General features: G+C 70.4%; 16 protein-coding genes. 7 read left to right on the forward strand and 9 right to left on the reverse strand.

What is annotated here, in order from left to right; translation table 11 throughout:
* The first annotated feature begins 2 nt into the window (after positions 1-2).
* Positions 3-236: a DUF6578 domain-containing protein gene (locus Q0818_RS16710; protein WP_366943125.1), complete on the forward strand. Its 234-nt coding sequence runs from the start codon at positions 3-5 to the stop codon at positions 234-236.
* Between the two features lie 190 nt (positions 237-426).
* Here Q0818_RS16710 and Q0818_RS06780 read toward each other — a convergent pair whose 3' ends face one another.
* Positions 427-1,200 (reverse strand): dienelactone hydrolase family protein, encoded by a 774-nt coding sequence (locus tag Q0818_RS06780; protein WP_298872959.1) that lies wholly within the window; start codon positions 1,198-1,200, stop codon positions 427-429.
* 163 nt (positions 1,201-1,363) lie between these two features.
* Here Q0818_RS06780 and Q0818_RS06785 point away from each other — a divergent pair, with 163 nt between their 5' ends.
* Positions 1,364-2,293: an AEC family transporter gene (locus tag Q0818_RS06785; RefSeq protein ID WP_298872960.1), complete on the forward strand. Its 930-nt coding sequence runs from the start codon at positions 1,364-1,366 to the stop codon at positions 2,291-2,293.
* Between the two features lie 85 nt (positions 2,294-2,378).
* Positions 2,379-2,930 carry an HdeD family acid-resistance protein gene (locus tag Q0818_RS06790; protein ID WP_298872961.1) on the forward strand — a complete coding sequence of 184 codons (552 nt, stop codon included), beginning with the start codon at positions 2,379-2,381 and terminating at the stop codon, positions 2,928-2,930.
* A 57-nt stretch (positions 2,931-2,987) separates the two neighbouring features.
* Here Q0818_RS06790 and Q0818_RS06795 read toward each other — a convergent pair whose 3' ends face one another.
* Positions 2,988-4,958 carry a S9 family peptidase gene (locus Q0818_RS06795; protein WP_298872962.1) on the reverse strand — a complete coding sequence of 657 codons (1,971 nt, stop codon included), beginning with the start codon at positions 4,956-4,958 and terminating at the stop codon, positions 2,988-2,990.
* A gap of 2 nt (positions 4,959-4,960) precedes the next feature.
* Entirely contained in the window at positions 4,961-5,725 is a 765-nt protein-coding gene (locus Q0818_RS06800; protein WP_298872963.1) for an SDR family oxidoreductase, read from the reverse strand.
* A gap of 176 nt (positions 5,726-5,901) precedes the next feature.
* On the opposite strand from Q0818_RS06800, the gene Q0818_RS06805 reads away from it, so the two are divergent.
* The 4 genes from Q0818_RS06805 to Q0818_RS06820 all read left to right on the forward strand — a co-directional run bounded on the left by Q0818_RS06805 (position 5,902) and on the right by Q0818_RS06820 (position 8,635).
* A complete protein-coding gene (locus Q0818_RS06805; RefSeq protein ID WP_298872964.1) occupies positions 5,902-6,378 on the forward strand; it encodes an NfeD family protein in 477 nt (158 codons plus the stop codon).
* Positions 6,375-7,376: an SPFH domain-containing protein gene (locus Q0818_RS06810; RefSeq protein WP_298872965.1), complete on the forward strand. Its 1,002-nt coding sequence runs from the start codon at positions 6,375-6,377 to the stop codon at positions 7,374-7,376. The genes Q0818_RS06805 and Q0818_RS06810 overlap by 4 nt, the downstream gene beginning before the upstream one ends.
* Positions 7,373-8,170: a glycerophosphodiester phosphodiesterase family protein gene (locus Q0818_RS06815; protein ID WP_298872966.1), complete on the forward strand. Its 798-nt coding sequence runs from the start codon at positions 7,373-7,375 to the stop codon at positions 8,168-8,170. The genes Q0818_RS06810 and Q0818_RS06815 overlap by 4 nt, the downstream gene beginning before the upstream one ends.
* A gap of 93 nt (positions 8,171-8,263) precedes the next feature.
* The gene (locus Q0818_RS06820) at positions 8,264-8,635 is read left to right on the forward strand and encodes an RNA polymerase-binding protein RbpA (RefSeq protein WP_076675446.1); all 372 of its coding nucleotides are present in this window, start codon (positions 8,264-8,266) and stop codon (positions 8,633-8,635) included.
* A gap of 26 nt (positions 8,636-8,661) precedes the next feature.
* Here Q0818_RS06820 and lnt read toward each other — a convergent pair whose 3' ends face one another.
* The 6 genes from lnt to Q0818_RS06850 all read right to left on the reverse strand — a co-directional run bounded on the left by lnt (position 8,662) and on the right by Q0818_RS06850 (position 15,881).
* Positions 8,662-10,230, reverse strand: a complete 1,569-nt coding sequence (lnt, locus tag Q0818_RS06825) for an apolipoprotein N-acyltransferase (protein WP_298872967.1) — start codon at positions 10,228-10,230, stop codon at positions 8,662-8,664.
* Entirely contained in the window at positions 10,227-12,710 is a 2,484-nt protein-coding gene (locus Q0818_RS06830; protein WP_298872968.1) for a DEAD/DEAH box helicase, read from the reverse strand. Before Q0818_RS06830 ends, lnt begins: the two co-directional genes overlap by 4 nt.
* On the reverse strand, positions 12,707-13,468 hold the full coding sequence (gene tatC, locus Q0818_RS06835; RefSeq protein WP_298873156.1) for a twin-arginine translocase subunit TatC: 762 nt from the start codon (positions 13,466-13,468) through the stop codon (positions 12,707-12,709). Before tatC ends, Q0818_RS06830 begins: the two co-directional genes overlap by 4 nt.
* Before the next feature lie 63 nt (positions 13,469-13,531).
* Entirely contained in the window at positions 13,532-13,789 is a 258-nt protein-coding gene (gene tatA / locus Q0818_RS06840; protein WP_298872969.1) for a Sec-independent protein translocase subunit TatA, read from the reverse strand.
* A gap of 116 nt (positions 13,790-13,905) precedes the next feature.
* Positions 13,906-14,895, reverse strand: a complete 990-nt coding sequence (locus tag Q0818_RS06845) for a YafY family protein (RefSeq protein ID WP_298872971.1) — start codon at positions 14,893-14,895, stop codon at positions 13,906-13,908.
* A complete protein-coding gene (locus Q0818_RS06850) occupies positions 14,892-15,881 on the reverse strand; it encodes a WYL domain-containing protein (RefSeq protein ID WP_298872972.1) in 990 nt (329 codons plus the stop codon). Before Q0818_RS06850 ends, Q0818_RS06845 begins: the two co-directional genes overlap by 4 nt.
* Positions 15,882-15,967 lie beyond the last annotated feature (86 nt).

Here is a 15,967-nt window from a genome sequence, read left to right on the forward strand (position 1 = left end):
CCGTGCCCGCGCCCGCTGTCACCCGCGTCTGGCTCGACAGGTGGGAGTGGGCGTGCTGCGGCGAATCGTTCGGGGTCGGCGACGAGGTGGACCTGCTGGTGGCGACGCGCACTTTCGCCGGCGTTCCTGAAGAGCGTCGGATCGTGTCCCGGACGTCGAAATGGATGATCGAGAGCGTTCCGAGAGGTCCGGAAAGGAGAGAACGCGTTTCCGTCCGGCGGCGCCAACGACCTTAACCCGCCACGAGGGCCCGCTCACAACCCCGCGGTCGGTCGACGCGAGAGGATCCGCGGGGCGGCGTGCTTGGGCTGCGCGCTCGCCCGAGAGGAGGGCGGGATGGATTCAAACTGACATAATGTGCATTATCGGCGTATGCGCACAAGAGCCCTAGATCCGCAGTGACGCCCCATCCGCCCACCGCACCGCTCAGCCGAACACCTCCGCCAGGAACGCCTTCATCGCGGCCCAACTGCGCCGCTCCGCCGTCGCCTGGAACTGCGCGCCCTGTTCGGGGGCATCGGCATCCGGAAGCGTGAATGCGTGCATCGCGTTGGCGTACGACACGAGCTGCCAATCCACCGACGGAGCCGTGCGCAGGTCGTTCTCGAATGCCAGCATCGCGTCGTCCGGGGCGACGGGGTCGGCGGCTCCGTGCAGCACGAGCACCTTGGCCGTGATCTGCGACGCTTCACCCTCGGGCCCGGTGAGGAGGCCGCCGTGGAAGCTTACGACGGCGTCGACGTCCGCGCCCGTCCGCGCGAGCTCCAGAACCGACGAGCCACCGAAGCAGTAGCCGATCGCCGCGGTGCGCGCGGCATCGACCGACGGCTGCGCGCGCAGGTATGCGAACGCCTCGGTCAGTCGCTTCCGCCACAGCGCACGATCCTGGTAGAAGCCACCGGCGACCCCGGCGGCATCCTCCGGCGCAGGCCTCACGTCGGCGCCGTACAGGTCCGCGGCGAAAGCGGTATACCCCAGCCGTGCGAGCATGTCGCAGCGCATACGCACGTAGTCGGTCACGCCGAGCCAGTCGTGCACGACCATGACCCCCGGGTGTCGTCCCTCCCCTGCCGGGCGTGCGAGGTATCCGCGGTACTGAACGCCGTCGGCGGTGTAGTCGACGTCGCCCGATTCGATTCCGGATGCCGGGAGGGGTTCACGGTCGAGGATCGCGGTGAGGTTCGGGGCGTAGATGTCCATTCCCCGCACGGTAGACCGTCGAGATACGGATCGGCCGGGTCTTGTGCGCGGGTCGTCCCCTGAGCAGCGCGGCATCGCGCCCACCGCGTCGCACCCACCGCCGCTCCCCCGCTACGCTCGAAGCGATGATCCCCCGCAGCGCGCCCTCGAAACGGCCGAGCGCGTGAGCGGCATCCTCACCGGGTTCGCGGTCGTCGGGCTCGCGGTGGTCGTGGGCTACATCATCGCCCGCATCGATCTGCTCGGCCCCCACGCCCGCCCCGTACTGAGTCGGCTGACGTTCTTCGTCCTCTCGCCGTTCCTGCTGTTCACGGTGCTCGCGCAGGCAGACGTGGCGACGCTGTTCTCGGCACTCCTGCCCGTGTCGATGATCACGGCCGCGGTCATCATCGGCGTCTACGCGCTGGTGTCGGCGCTGATCCTGCGCCGTCGCGTCGGCGAGACGGTGATCGGCGCCCTGTCGGCGGGTCAGGTGAACAGCAACAACATCGGCATCCCGATCTCGCTCTACATGCTCGGGAACGCCGCGTACTCGGCCCCGGTGATCCTCTTCCAGCTGCTCGTTCTCATGCCGATCGCCCTGGCGATCCTGGATGCCGCGACCTCGGGCTCGCGCAACCTCACCCGGATCCTCGCGCAGATGGCGAAGAACCCGATGCTCATCGGCTCGGCGCTCGGCGTGCTGGTGGCGGTGCTCGACATCGACCTGCCGCCCATCGTCTTCGACCCCCTGCACCTCATCGCGGGCGCGTGCGTGCCGGTGCTGCTGATGTCGTACGGCATGTCGCTGTACGGCCAGCGCGTGCTCACCGAACCCGGCCGCCGCCTCGACGTCGTCATCGCCTCGGCGCTCAAGCTCGTGGCGATGCCGGCGCTCGCGTTCCTCGTCGCGACGTTGTTCGGCCTGCCGGCGGACCAGGTCTTCGTGGTGGTCGTGCTCGCGGCCCTGCCGACCGCGCAGAACGTGTTCAACTTCGCCCAGCGCTACGGGGTGGGCGAGATCCTCTCGCGCGACGTGGTGTTCATCTCCACGGTCGGATGCCTCCCGGTGCTGTTCGCGGTGGCGCTCCTCCTCGACCACTCCCCCGCGTGACCGCGCGCGACGGCGCGTTGGCGGCAGTTTCACCTTCGGGTCTAAGGTGAGCACTGTTCTCAGCTTTCACTCAGAAAGGCTCGCCATGCCGTCTTCCACCACGTCGAATCCCGCCGTCGGAGCCGTCCGCACCGCCCTCGCCGTCAGCGGTGCGCTGTCGCTCGTGATCGGTCTGCTGATCCTCATCTGGCCGGGCCGCACCGCTCAGGTCGCCGTCGGCATCATCGCCGTCTACGTCATCATCGCGGGCCTGGTGAACATCGGCATCGGCCTGTTCTGGCGCTCGGGATGGGCGCGCATCGGCTACATCGTCCTCGGCGTGCTCTTCATCGTCGCCGGCATCTTCTCGTTCGCGAACCTGCCCGCGACCACCGCCTGGTTCGGCGTCTTCATCGGCACGCTCGTCGGCATCCTCTGGATCATCGAGGGCGTCGTCTCGCTCACCACCGCCGGCCACCAGTCGAAGGCCCGCGCGTGGACGATCTTCTTCGCGATCGTCAGCATCCTCGCCGGCATCGTGCTGCTGTTCTCGCCGCTGCTGGGCGCCGTGACGCTGTTCATCCTGATCGGCTTCTCCCTCATCGTGCTCGGCGTCTTCCAGATCGTGCGCGCGATCCAGTTCGGCAAGGCCGTCTGACATCAGCCGGACGAGAAGGGCCCGGATGCCACGTCATGGCATCCGGGCCCTTCTCCGTCACGGTGTCGGCAGGTGGCGACTCCACCACTCGAGCACGGCATCGAAGCGCTGGACGCGATGCTGCGGACGACCGCTACGGGTGAGCTCGTGGTCTTCGCCGGGGAAGACGAGCAGCTCCGCATTGACGCCGGCGCGTTTCAGCGCGGAGTAGTACCGCGTGGCCTGTTCGAGCGGACAGCGGAAGTCGAGCTCGGAGTGCATCACGAGCGTCGGTGTGCGCACCTGGTCGACCACGGCCATCGGACTCTGGGCGGCGATCTGCGCCGGGTCGGTTCCGACGTACTCCTGGCCGAAGAACGAGCCGATGTCGCTCGCCCCGGGGAACGCCGCGGGGTCGAGGAATCCACGCTCCACGATCGCCCCCGCGAAGTGGTGGTCGTGCGCGATGATCCACGCGGTCAGGTACCCGCCGTAGGAGCCACCCATGACGCCGGCGCGTTCGCCGTCGAGCCGCGGGTCGGCCGCGACGACGGCCTCGAAGAAGTCCATGACGTCGAAGAAGTCGAGGGTGCCCATGCGGTGGCGGATGGACCGCCCGTGGGCACGGCCGTAGCCGGCGCTCCCCCGCGGATTGCAATAGAGCACCGCGTAGCCGGCATCCACGAGCACCTGGGTCTCGTCGAACAGGTGCACGCCATAGGCGGCGTACGGTCCCCCGTGGATCTGCAGAATGACCGGGAACGGTCCCTCGCCCTCGGGCACCGCGACCCAGCCGTGCACCGGGTACCCGTCGCGACCGGTCACCTCGCGCTCCACCGGAACGACGACGCCGCGTTCGCGTACCGCGGTGCCGAAGGCGGTCAGCGCCCGCATCTCGCGCCCGTGCACCGCCACGAGTTCGCCGAACGACTCGGGTGAGGCGACGGATGCCACGACCCGGCCCGCCGCCGCGGCATGGCCGTTGACCTCGAGGTCACCGCCGAGCACCTCGCTGACGGCGCCGGTCCTCGTCACCCGCAGCAGGCGCACACGCCCGCGGGTGCGGTCCTGCACGAGAACGTCGGTGCCGTCGAACGAGAGGTGACTCCCCACCTCGCCGAGATCGATCGTCTCGGCATCCGTCATCGCGCGCGGTCCGTCGGCCTCGAGGACGAAGAGCGCGACACCGGGAGCGACGAAATCGACGCCGTCGTCGCCGACGTCGTTCGCGAGCGCGAAGACGGAGCCGTCCGGCGCGACGTCGACGGATGACACCGACAGGTTCGCCGCCGTGCTCAGCACCTCGCGTTGCGCTCCACCGTCGACGGAGACCGCCACGATCCGATCGCGCAGGTCGCGGCGCGCGGTCTCGATCACGTCGGGCACGCTGAGCAGTTCGGCGCCGTCGGTCGTCCAGACCACGCCGTTCCAGTTCGTGTCGCCGTCGGTGAGCGGCGTCGCGGGGGCGGCCACGACACGCGTCTCCGGCTTCTCGATAGCGGGCGCGGGCTCGTAGAACGGCTCGGCGTCGGTCGAGGGCACATCGACGACGAACAGCTGCGCCGGCCGATCGAGGTACCCGAGGCCGTTCGCGTGCCACCGGATGCCGGTGATGCGGCGCGGCGGCTCGGCCGCGGCATCCCGCCCCTCGACGGTGCCGTAGCGACCGGGCTCCGGCACGCGCGCGGAGAACGCGAGGCGTCCGCCGTCGGGCGAGAAGGCGAGGTCGGTCACTCCCCCGGGCTGATCGGTGACCTGTACGGGCTCCCCGCCGCCGGCGTCGACGACGAAGATCTGCGCGCGCCCCCGCTCGTCACCGCGCAGGAACGCGATGACCGTGCCGTCGGGCGAGAGGCGCGGGGACCGGTCGTGCACCCCACGGGTGAGACGGCGTGAAGATCCCGCGTCCAGGTCGACCCGCCAGAGCTGGCCCACCGCACGGTCGGCGGCGAGGTCGGGACGGGAGGTGGCGAAGACGGCGAACGCGCCGTCGGCGGAGATCGCGGGCCGACCGACCCCGATCAGAGCGTCGATGTCGGTCGGCCGCATGCTCACTCGCCCCCGAACGAACCCGTGTCTCCGACGAGGCGGGTGTTGTCGGCGGGAACCGGGTCGACGGCCGCGCGAGCCACCTCGGCCGCGAACTCCGCGACGTTGTAGAGCTTGCCGGCGTCGTCGCGACGGGCCGCGATCGCGCCCGGGTTGGCGCGCTCGAGGAGGGTCGCCGTGATGGTGCCCTCGATCATGTCGCCCGAGACGACCGTGAAGCCGATGCCGCGCTCCTCGAGCGCCGGGATGTTCTCGCGTAGGGCGTCCTCGCCGGCGCGCTTGGAGAGGGCGACCGGCTCGTACTCGGGCATGGTCGGCGTGGTGCGGATGAAGTGGGCCTGGTGGCTCGTGACGAACACGACGCGAGCGTCGTCGTTCAGCAGCGGGAGCGCCGTCTCGAGCACGTTGACCTGCGCGTCGCGGTTGAGCAGCAGGGCGTAGTCCTCGGCCATGCCCGACTCCATGCCGCCCGAGGCGTTGAGCACGAGGATGTCGAGGCCGCCGAAGGTGCGCTTCACCTCGTCGAACATCGCCTGCACCGACTCCGGGTCGGTGAGGTCGGCGCCCACGACGAGGGCCTCGACACCGAGCTCGCGCAGCTGCGCGGCGAGCTTCTCGGCGCGCGGCGCCTTGTTGCGGAAGTTGATGACGACGTTCGCGCCGGCCTCGGCGAAATAGCGCACGGTGTCGGCGCCGATGCCGCGCGAGGAGCCGGTGACCAGGGCGGTCTTGCCGCTCAGGGAGCCGGACGGGAGGGTCTGGGACACGGATTTCTCCTGACGATTCGAAAAGCGGATGCCGCCGGCCGACGCGGGCGCACACGACGAACCTCCAGCCTATCGACCGGGATGCCGGGCCCCGGTGGACGACCCCGCCTGTGCGGACCGTGAGAACCGGCCCCGGGACCCGAACCCGGTGCTACGTTCAGGCCAGGAGGCACGAAATGGACGTTCTCTCCACCCTCGACACGTGGGCCTGGATCGGGTGGATTCTCCTGATCCTCGTCTTCCTCGTGTTCGAGATGCTCACGGGCGAGCTCACCTTCTTCATGCTGTCGGTGGGCGGTCTGGCCGGTCTCGTCACCGGCCTGATGGGCGTGCCGCTCTGGGCGCAGATCATCGTGGCCGCACTCGCCGCCGTCGCCCTCTTGACGTTCGTGCGCCCGCCGCTGCTTCGTCGCCTGCACCGCGGAGCAGACGCCCGCCCTTCCAACGTCGAGGCGCTCCTCGGGCTCGAGGGCCTCACGCTGACGCGGGTGTCGTCGTCCGTCGTGGGACAGGTCAAGCTCGCCAACGGCGACGTCTGGACCGCGCGCACCGACACCGACACCCGACTCGACCCCGCCGCGCGCATCGAGGTCGTCCGTATCGATGGCGCCACCGCCATCGTCCGCGCACGACGCCAGGAGGCGACCTCATGAACACCGAGAATCTCATCCCGCTCACCATCGGGTGGGCCCTCGCGGCGGCGGTGGCGATCTTCGTCGTCGTCGTGCTGGTGCGCACGATCCGGATCATCCCCCAGGCCCGCGCCGGCGTCGTCGAGAGGCTCGGCAAGTACCACAAGACCCTTCTGCCGGGCTTGAACCTCGTCGTCCCGCTGGTGGACCGGGTGCGTCCGCTCATCGACATGCGCGAGCAGGTCGTGTCGTTCCCCCCGCAGCCCGTGATCACCGAGGACAACCTCGTCGTCTCGATCGACACCGTCGTGTACTTCCAGGTCACCGATGCCCGCGCGGCGACCTACGAGATCGCGAACTATCTGGGCGCGGTCGAACAGCTGACCACGACGACCCTGCGCAATGTCGTCGGCGGTCTGAACCTCGAAGAAGCGCTGACCAGTCGCGACAACATCAACGGTCAGCTGCGGGTCGTCCTCGACGAGGCGACCGGCAAATGGGGCATCCGCGTCGGCCGTGTCGAACTCAAGGCGATCGACCCGCCCCTGTCGATCCAGGACTCCATGGAGAAGCAGATGCGCGCCGAGCGCGATCGCCGAGCCGTGATCCTCACCGCGGAGGGGTCGAAGCAATCGCAGATCCTCGAGGCCGAGGGGCGCCGGCAGGCGGCCATCCTCGAGGCCGAGGGCGAACGACAAGCCGCGGTCCTGCGCGCGCAGGGTGAAGCCGAGGCCATCCACTCGGTGTTCACGGCGATCCACGAAGGGCGCCCCGACGACAAGCTCCTCGCCTACCAGTACCTGCAGACGTTGCCGAAGATCAGCGACAGCGCCTCCAGCAAGCTCTGGATCATCCCGAGCGAGTTCACCGAGGCCCTGAAGGGCATCTCCGGGGCCTTCGGGGCGCGCGTCGCCGACGCGTCCTCACCGGCGCCGACCTCCCCCGCCGCCGCCGGCCCTGTCGCCCGCTCCACCGACTCCCCCGAGGAGGGCCCCGCCGGCGGTACGTTCGCCTCATGACGCGGCATCCGTACCTCTCCCCCGACGCCCCGCGCGTGCTCGCCCACCGCGGACTCGTGACCCCGGATGCCGCCGAGCACGGCGTGGTCGAGAACTCGTTCGCCGCGGTGGCCTCCGCGCACGCCGCGGGTGCCGCCTACGTCGAATCGGACTGCCACCTGACCGCGGACGGCGAGGTGGTGCTCTTCCACGACGACGACCTGCGGCGCGTCGCGGACGATCCCCGCGCGATCGCCGACGTGCGTCTGCACGAGCTCGAAGACCTCATGTCCGAGCGCGGCGGTCTCATCACCCTGGCGCAGGCCCTCGAGGCCTTCCCCGAGGTGCGCTTCAACCGCGACGTCAAAGCCGCCGCCGCCGCGGACGGCGTGGGGCGACTCGTCGCCCCGCACGCCGACCGGGTCCTCGTGACCAGCTTCTCCGACGAGCGCCGTCTGGCCGCTCTCGCCGCGGCCGAGGCCGCCGGGGCGGCGCGGCGTCCGGCCACCTCCCCCGGTTCGGCCACGGTGGCCCGGCTCCTCGCCGCCCTCGCGCTGCGGCGGAACCGCCGCGTACGCGCGCTCCTCGACGGGCTCGACGCCCTGCAGATCCCGGAGCGACAGGGCCCGGTCCGCGTGGTCACGCCGGGGCTCGTCCGCGCCGCTCACGCGGCCGGTGTCGAGGTGCACGTGTGGACGGTCAACGCCGAAGACGACATGGCGCGCCTGCTCGACGCGGGCGTCGACGGGCTCGTCACCGACCGCGCCGATGCCGCTCTCGCCCTGGTGAACGAACGGGGAACACCGTCTGTCTGAGCATCCTCTGTGAAAGGCGCCGCGATCGTCGCCGTTCGAATAAAGCGCACAGGTGCGAGCGTTATACATGGTGACCGACGAGAGGACCACAAAATGGCAGACCGCAGTCTCCGCGGCATCCGACTCGGCGCCCAAAGCCTCCAGAGCGAAGACGGCGTCGTGTTCCACGACCGTGCACAACACACCTACAACTGCAGCACCTGCGGACGTGACACCGTCCTGACCTTCGCTGCCGACGCCGAGGTTCCGGAGTCCTGGGAGTGCCGCACGTGCGGCGCCGAAGCGCTGCTGCGCATCGGCGACGGCACTGCGACCGTCGATCACTCGGGCGACAAGGCCGCCCGCACGCACTGGGACATGCTGCTCGAGCGCCGTACGCTCCCCGAGCTCGAAGAGCTGCTCGAAGAGCGTCTCGCGTTCGTGCGCGCCCGTCGCGGCGCGGGCAACGAGAAGCTCAGCGCCTGACGTCCTGATCAGGACGTCCTGAGGATTCAGACGCCGGTCCCCGCGGGGGCCGGCGTCTTCTTTCGTGCCCGCGACCTCGCGAGCGCCGCGATCCCCGCCGCGATCAGCCCGGCCAGGCTCCCCCACCCGAGCACGATCTTCACCGCCGGGCCGATGACCACCGCGGGCGTCAGCCCCGTGCGCAGCGGCACCTCGGTGAGCATGGCGCCCGCCGTGTCGATGGGAAGCGAATCGAGCGTCGACCCATCGGGGGCGATGACCTGGCTGGTGCCCACCGTCGAGAGGTTGACGACCGAGCGGCCCGTCTCGATCGCGCGCATCTGCGCGAAGGCCAGCTGCTGCAGGTTCTCGTCGGTGCCGCGGAAATCGGCGTTGTTGGTCTGGAACATGTACACCTGGGCGCCCGCGTCCGCGCCGTCCCATACGACGTCGTCGTAGATGACGTCGAAGCAGATCGCCAGACCCACGCCCACCCCGTTCAGGTCGATCAGGGGAGTCGCCTCGCCGGGGGTGTACTCGCGCCCGATCAGTCCGATCAGGTCGGGGGCGAAGGGCTCCCAGAAGGCCCGGTCGGGCACGTACTCGCCGAACGGCACCGGATGCCGCTTGTCGTACGTCGCGCCCGTCTGGCCGTCCGCGGTCCACAGCAGGGCGGAGTTGAACAGCTCCGAGCCGCGCTCGGTCACCGCCGAGATCAGCAGCGGCGCCTCGACGCGACGCGACAACTCCTCCAGCACGGCGGACGTCGCGCCGTTGGCGGTCGGATCGGAGTCGACGCCTCCCTCGGGCCACAGCAGCACATCCATCCGCTCGCCGAAGAGCGGGGCGGATGCCGCCAGCTGCGCGTTCAGCACGGCGTTGCGCGCGCGCTGGTCGAAGTACCCCGCCGGACCGTTGCCCTGCACCGCACCGACGCGGAGCGACCCCGCAGCGCTCGTCGGGAACTGCGGCAGGAGCAGCAGCACAGCCATGAGAGCGGCAACGGGCAGGACGACGATCCCGCGTCGGAAGCGCCGACGCCGCACGAGCTCGATCCCCATCGCGCACACCAGCACGATCAGGAACGACAGCCCCGACATCCCCACCCACGACGCGACCTCGGCGAACGGCCCGTTCACCTGCGAGACGCCGATCCGCCCCCACGGGAAGCCTCCGTACGGCCACGAGCCGACGATCTGCTCGCGCAGCACCCACAGGCCCGCGACCAGCACCGGGAGCACGAGCGTGCGACCGAGGACCCCCGGGGCGGCCCGCGGCATCCACCGGTAGGCCAGCGCGATCGGCACCGCGAACGCCGCCGTCAGGAGCGCCTCGAGGACGAACAGCGCCGCCCAGGGGATCGGCCCGAGATACCGCGCCGTGAAGAGGAGGTTGACCGAGAAGAAGGCCACCCCGAACAGGAAGCCCACGAGCACGGCCGACCAGAACCGGCGACCGATGAGCGTGACGAGGGCCAGGGCGACGGCGGGGAAGGCCATCGGCCACCACGCCAGTGCCGGATAGGCGGTGACGAGCAGGAGTCCCGCCACCACCGAGAGCGGCGCGGCGAAGGCCAGGCGCAGCAGAGGCCGCGCGGGCGGAATCGTTCCGCTCATGCCGACGTGTACGCCACGATGCCCCGGCGCACCGCGTCGAGCGCCGAACGGGCGGTCTTGGCGAGCGGCGGTTCGGCCACGAGCGAGATCTGATCCAGCAGGTCGATCGTCTGCTTCGCCCAGCGCACGAAGTCACCCGCGGCCATGTCGGCCAGCGTCAGCACGCTGTCCAGCGGCAGACCGCGCGCCCACGCGTGCATCGCGGGGGCGAGACCCGAGGCGGGCGACTCCGATCCCGGCAGACGGTGATCGCGTTCGAGGTCGTCGAGCTCCTGCCACAGCGTCTGCGTGGCATCCAGGGCTCCCCGGAACGCCCCGCGGGGCAGACCCCGCTCCCCCGGCCCGGCTTCGTCGCGGCGCGGTTCGTACACCAGGCAGCACGCGAGCGCGGCGAGCGAGGGGGCGTCGAGACCCTCCCACAGCTTCTGCCGCAGCGATTCGGCGACGAGCAGATCGCGTTCGCCGTAGATGCGGCGCATCGTGCGCCCCGCGCGCGTGAGCACGGTCTCGCCGTCGTCTCCGATCGAGACGTACTCGAGGGCCGCGAGCACCTCGACGACGCGATCGAACACGCGCGCGACGGTGCCGGTGCGCTGGTCGATCTGCTGGCGGGTCTTGTCGGTGGAGCGCTTGAGCTTCCAGTACCGCTCCGCCCACCGCGCGTGCGCCTCGCGGTCGGGACACGACTGACACGGATGCCGCTGCATCCGGCGCCGCAGCGACTGGATCTGCTGCTGCCGCTCGTCGCGCAGACGCCGCGGCGCGGTGGCGTCGCGGCGGTTGATCTTCTCGAGGTCGCTGAGCTCACGGCGGATCGTGGAGTACTCGCGGAAGTCACCGCGGTCGCACGTCATCGCCTTCTCGTAGCCGTCGAGCGACTCTTCGGCATCCTTCACCTGCCGCGCCAGACCCACGACCGAGCGGTCGGCCTGGAACTGCGCGAACGACGACTCGAGGATCTCGCGCGCGCGGGCGCGTCCGAACTGGTCGATGAGGTTCACGGCCATGTTGTACGTCGGCCGGAAGCTCGAGTTCAGCGGGTAGGTACGGCGCGACGCGAGGGCGGCGACCGACTGGGGGTCGAGCCCCTCGGTGAACTGCACGACCGCGTGACCCTCGACGTCGATGCCGCGGCGGCCGGCGCGGCCGGTCAGCTGGGTGTACTCCCCCGAGGTGATCGCGACGCGGGCCTCGCCGTTGAACTTCTCGAGCTTTTCGAGAACGACGGTGCGCGCGGGCATGTTGATGCCGAGGGCGAGCGTCTCGGTGGCGAAGACGACCTTGACGAGCTTGCGGCGGAACAGTTCTTCGACGACCTCCTTGAAGGCCGGGAGGAGCCCCGCATGGTGGGCCGCCATGCCCCGCTCGAGGTTGTCGCGCCACTCCCAGAAGTGCAGCACCGCGAGGTCTTCGTCTTTCAGGGTGAAGGTCAGCTCGTCGACGATCTGCCGGATCTCGACGCGTTCCTCGGCCGAGGTCAGACGCACGTTGGCGCGGCGAAGCTGCTGCACGGCCGCGTCGCACCCGGCGCGGCTGAAGATGAAGAAGATCGCCGGGAGCAGGTGATTGCGCTGCAGCAGCTCGACGACCTCGGGCCGGTCGATGCGTTCGATGCGGGGTCCCTGCTGGGCGCGCAGCGGCTTGTGTCCGCCGCGTCGCTGGTGCGCGTGGCGCGGTCCCCCGGCGTGCCGCGCGGAGCGGTACTCCTGCGCGCGACGGTTGTTCTCGTACCCGCCGGCGTTGCCGCCGCGGATGCGCAGCAGCTCCTGATTGACCTGGGCGGTGGCGACGCCGGCACGATCGTCGAACAGCGGCAGCAGGTCGCCGCGCACGAGCACGTGCTGCTCGAGCGGAACCGGGCGCGTCTCCGACACGATCACCTCGGTGTCGCCGCGGACGGTGTCGAGCCAGTCGCCGAACTCCTCGGCGTTCGACACGGTCGCCGACAGCGACACGAGCTTCACCGACGGCGGGAGGTGGATGATGACCTCTTCCCACACCGCGCCGCGGAAGCGGTCGGCGAGGTAGTGCACCTCGTCCATGACGACGAACCGCAGCCCGCGCAGCGCCGGCGAGTCGGCGTAGAGCATGTTGCGCAGCACCTCGGTGGTCATCACCACGATGCGCGCGGAGGCATTGATGTTGGTGTCGCCGGTGAGCAGGCCGACCTCGTCGTCGCCGTACACCTCCTGCAGCTCGTGGAACTTCTGGTTCGACAGCGCCTTGATGGGGGTGGTGTAGAACGCCTTGTCGCCCGGCTCGAGCATGGCGAGGTGGATCGCGAACTCGCCGACGATCGTCTTGCCGGCGCCGGTGGGGGCGGCCACCAGCACGCTCCGCCCGTCTTCGAGGGCGTGGCATCCGGCGATCTGGAAGTCGTCGAGATCGAACCTCTGCATCTCCGCGAAGTCGGCGGTGTGCGGGTGCGACGAGCGGGCGCTCGCGCGGGCGAAACGCTCCGCGGGACTCGGGGACGTCACGCGATGGGTCCGGCCGGCAGACCCGCGGCGGCCGCCACACGAGCACGGCGGCGGTCGAACAGCATCGACACCCCGGCCGCGGCGAAGAACAGCACCACCAGGATGCCGGCGAGCATGACCATGCTGACGATGTCGGCCGCGGGGGTGGCGAGGGCCGAGAACACGGTCGCGATGAGGATCGCGACGCGCCAGCCCTTCAGGATGGCCTTGCCGCTCATGACCCCGGCGACGTTGAGGGCGACGAGGAACACCGGCAGCACGAACGAGACGCCGACCACGATGAGCAGCTTGAAGACGAAGTCGTAGTAGTCGACGGCGCTGTAGAAGTTGACTCCGCCCTGGGGGGTGAAGCCCCACATGAGCTCGATCACGTGCGGAACGATCAGCAGGCCGACCCAGCAGCCCACGAAGAACAGGGGCACCGCGGATGCCACGAAGCCGACGGTGTAGCGGATCTCCTTGCGCGTGAGGCCGGGCATGATGAACGCCCAGATCTGCCAGAGCCAGACCGGCGCGGACAGGAAGATGCCGATCGAGAAGGCGATGCGCATGCGCAGGTCGAACGCCGAGGTCACCGAGGTGAAGTTCAGTGCCGAGAAGTCGTCGCCTCGCCGCGCCGCGATCTCGCGGATCGGCTCGGTGATGAGGTGGATGATCGGGTCGGTGATGATGAACGCGATCACCATGCCGACAACGAGGGCGAGTGCTGCGATCATCAACCGCTTGCGCAGTTCGACCAGGTGCGCCCCGATCGACATGCGCTTATCGCGCCGCGGCTCCTCGGGGAGGTCGATCCGCGGCGATCGTGCCGTCGCCACGCGTCAGACGGTGGGGTCGGTCGACCTGCGCGGTTCGGGTGCCACGGTCGACGCGGTGCCGTTGTCGGCGGGGCGCGGGACGTCGGAGGACTGCGCGGCCGCGACCTCGTCGTCGCGCTTCATCTCCTTCATCTCGCTCTTGAACACACGGGCCGACTGGCCCATGCTCTTGGCGAGCGCGGGAAGCTTCGCCGCACCGAAGAGAAGGAGGATGACCGCGAGGACGACCAGCAGGTGCCATCCGGTGAGATTGCCGAGCATGGTGACTCCTCGTCGTTGTCGGGCGAGTCTCCAGTGTAACCCGCGTGCACGAGGGGTGATCCGACGCGCGGAGAAATCCCGGTAGCGGCCCCGTAGCCCGCAGGCCCGCCGCCCGGTCAGTCCCCGTCGGCGTACTGCGCCAGTCCCGCCGCGGCCCACGCTGCCGCGGCCCGTCGCGCGCCGAGGGGCTCCAGGAGCTCCACCTCTCCCCCTCGGCGGGCGGCGAGCCGTTTCAGGCTCTGCTCGTCGGCGAGGCGCAGGGATGCCACGGCGGTGTCGTCGTCGGCATCCTCGATCTCGGCGCGGTCGAGGTAGTCGGCCAGGAGGGGCGCCACCGCGCGCGGGAAGCGGAAACGCGCGACCACCTCATCGTCGCCCGGCGCGAAGAGTTCCGGAACGGGGTCGGCGCCGTGCACGGCCGCGATGTCGGTGAGGGTCGGTTCGCCCACCCGGTCGAGGTGGAAGGTGCGCACGGCCTGGCGGAGGTAGTCCCAGCCCTGCAGGTACCACTGGCCGTTCGCGATGTGCACCTTGATCGGGTCGACGGTCCGAGACGCCGGGGCGGCACCCGGAGCCCGGTAGGTGAAGGTCACGGCGACGCGCTCGCGAAGGGCGCGGTCGACCACGTCGCGCACGCCGTCGACGGGTCCGGGGGCGACGATCACGGGCGGCGGGGCGGCGGCCGCTCCCCGGGCGAGCTTCTCGAGCAGGCCGGTCACCACGTCGCTGTCGCCCACGCCGGGCAGGCTGCGGGCGAGCTGGAGCCCTGCGAGCAGCGCCGCCGCCTCGCGGGCGGTCAGGCGCGGGGAGCGCTCGAGCCCGACGGTGTTGGTGATCGCGATGACGTCGTCGCGATCGAGCAGGTCCCAGTCGATGTCGAAGAGGTCGTGCGGCAGCTGCCAGTAGCCCCGTTCGCCCGGTAGTCCGATCACCGTGAGGCGTTCGACCATCGCGCGCATCTGCTCGGGCGCGACGTCGAACTCGGCGGCGGCCTCCGCGACGCTCACCTCGCCCTTGCCCAGTAGGTACGGCACGAGCTGCAGGAGGAGGGCCGCGCGATCGAGGGCGGCGATCGGACGGTCGGCTCCGGGGCGATCGGCGCTCATGCGGCCCCTCCGTGCCGTTCGAGGGTCGCCCGGAGGCGTCGGATCACCTCGGCGCGCAGACCCGCGGGCTCCACCACGCGCACCTCGGGTCCGTAGGAGGCCAACTCGTCGGCGAAGACGTGCAGGTCGACGTAGGGCACGACGATGCCCTGCGGCGCCTGCTCCGCCCGCCGCGCCAGGCGCAGGGCGGCTTCGGTGCCCGGGTGCACCTCGAGCAGAGCCCGCTGGCGGGCGGCGACGTCGTTCAGTCCCCCGAGAGCGCGCTCCCCGGCCCCCTCGCGCAACGCGGGCGGGAACTTCTCGCGGGTGAGGGTCACGTCGCTGACGATGCGCGAGAGCAGGAAGGTGCGATCGGCGCCGACGTTCACGTCGAAGCCGTAGACGTGCCACCGCGCCTCGTACTCCACGAGAGCGAGAGGACGCAGGCGGCGCTCGCGAGGATGCGCGTCACCGGGGCGGAGGTACGTGAAGGTGACCGTGCGACACTGCTCGATCGCGCGCTGCACTGCACCGAAGGCGGCGTCTCGCACCCTGATGCGCGGGGCGTAGCCGATGATCGGCTCGTCGACGGCGATGCCCAGGGCGCGGATCTTGCGCAGACCGCTGCGCGCATCGACCGACAGCGACTCGCTCCCCCACACCCCGCCGGCGATGTTGAGCAGGGCGATCTCGGCGGGACTGAACGAGATGTCGGCGGGAAGGGCGTATTCGGCGGTCGGCACGCGATAGCGGGCCTCGCGCAGGTCGTCGGGGTCGGCGCGGTTGCCGATCGTCTCGATCGGCACGCCCAGCCCGCGCAGGTTCTCTTTGTCGCGCTCGAACATCTTCTCGAGCGCGTCCTTCGAGGCCCCCGCTTCGAGCTGCTCGCGGTAGCCGGCCACCGACGACAGGATCGTGTCCTTCGTCAGGCCCTGCTCGGTCGCCATGAGCGCGACGACGAGGTTCACCAGACGCTCCTCGGGAGCGTTGCGGGAAGCGGCGGGCACCCGCCCATCCTAGGCCGGGGCCGGGCCCGAACCACCGAGACCGGCCCCCGCGCGCAGTGGCGGCGGTGGGCCGGTCTCGAAACGAC

Source organism: uncultured Microbacterium sp., assembly GCF_947489255.1.
Taxonomy (GTDB): domain Bacteria; phylum Actinomycetota; class Actinomycetes; order Actinomycetales; family Microbacteriaceae; genus Microbacterium; species Microbacterium phycohabitans.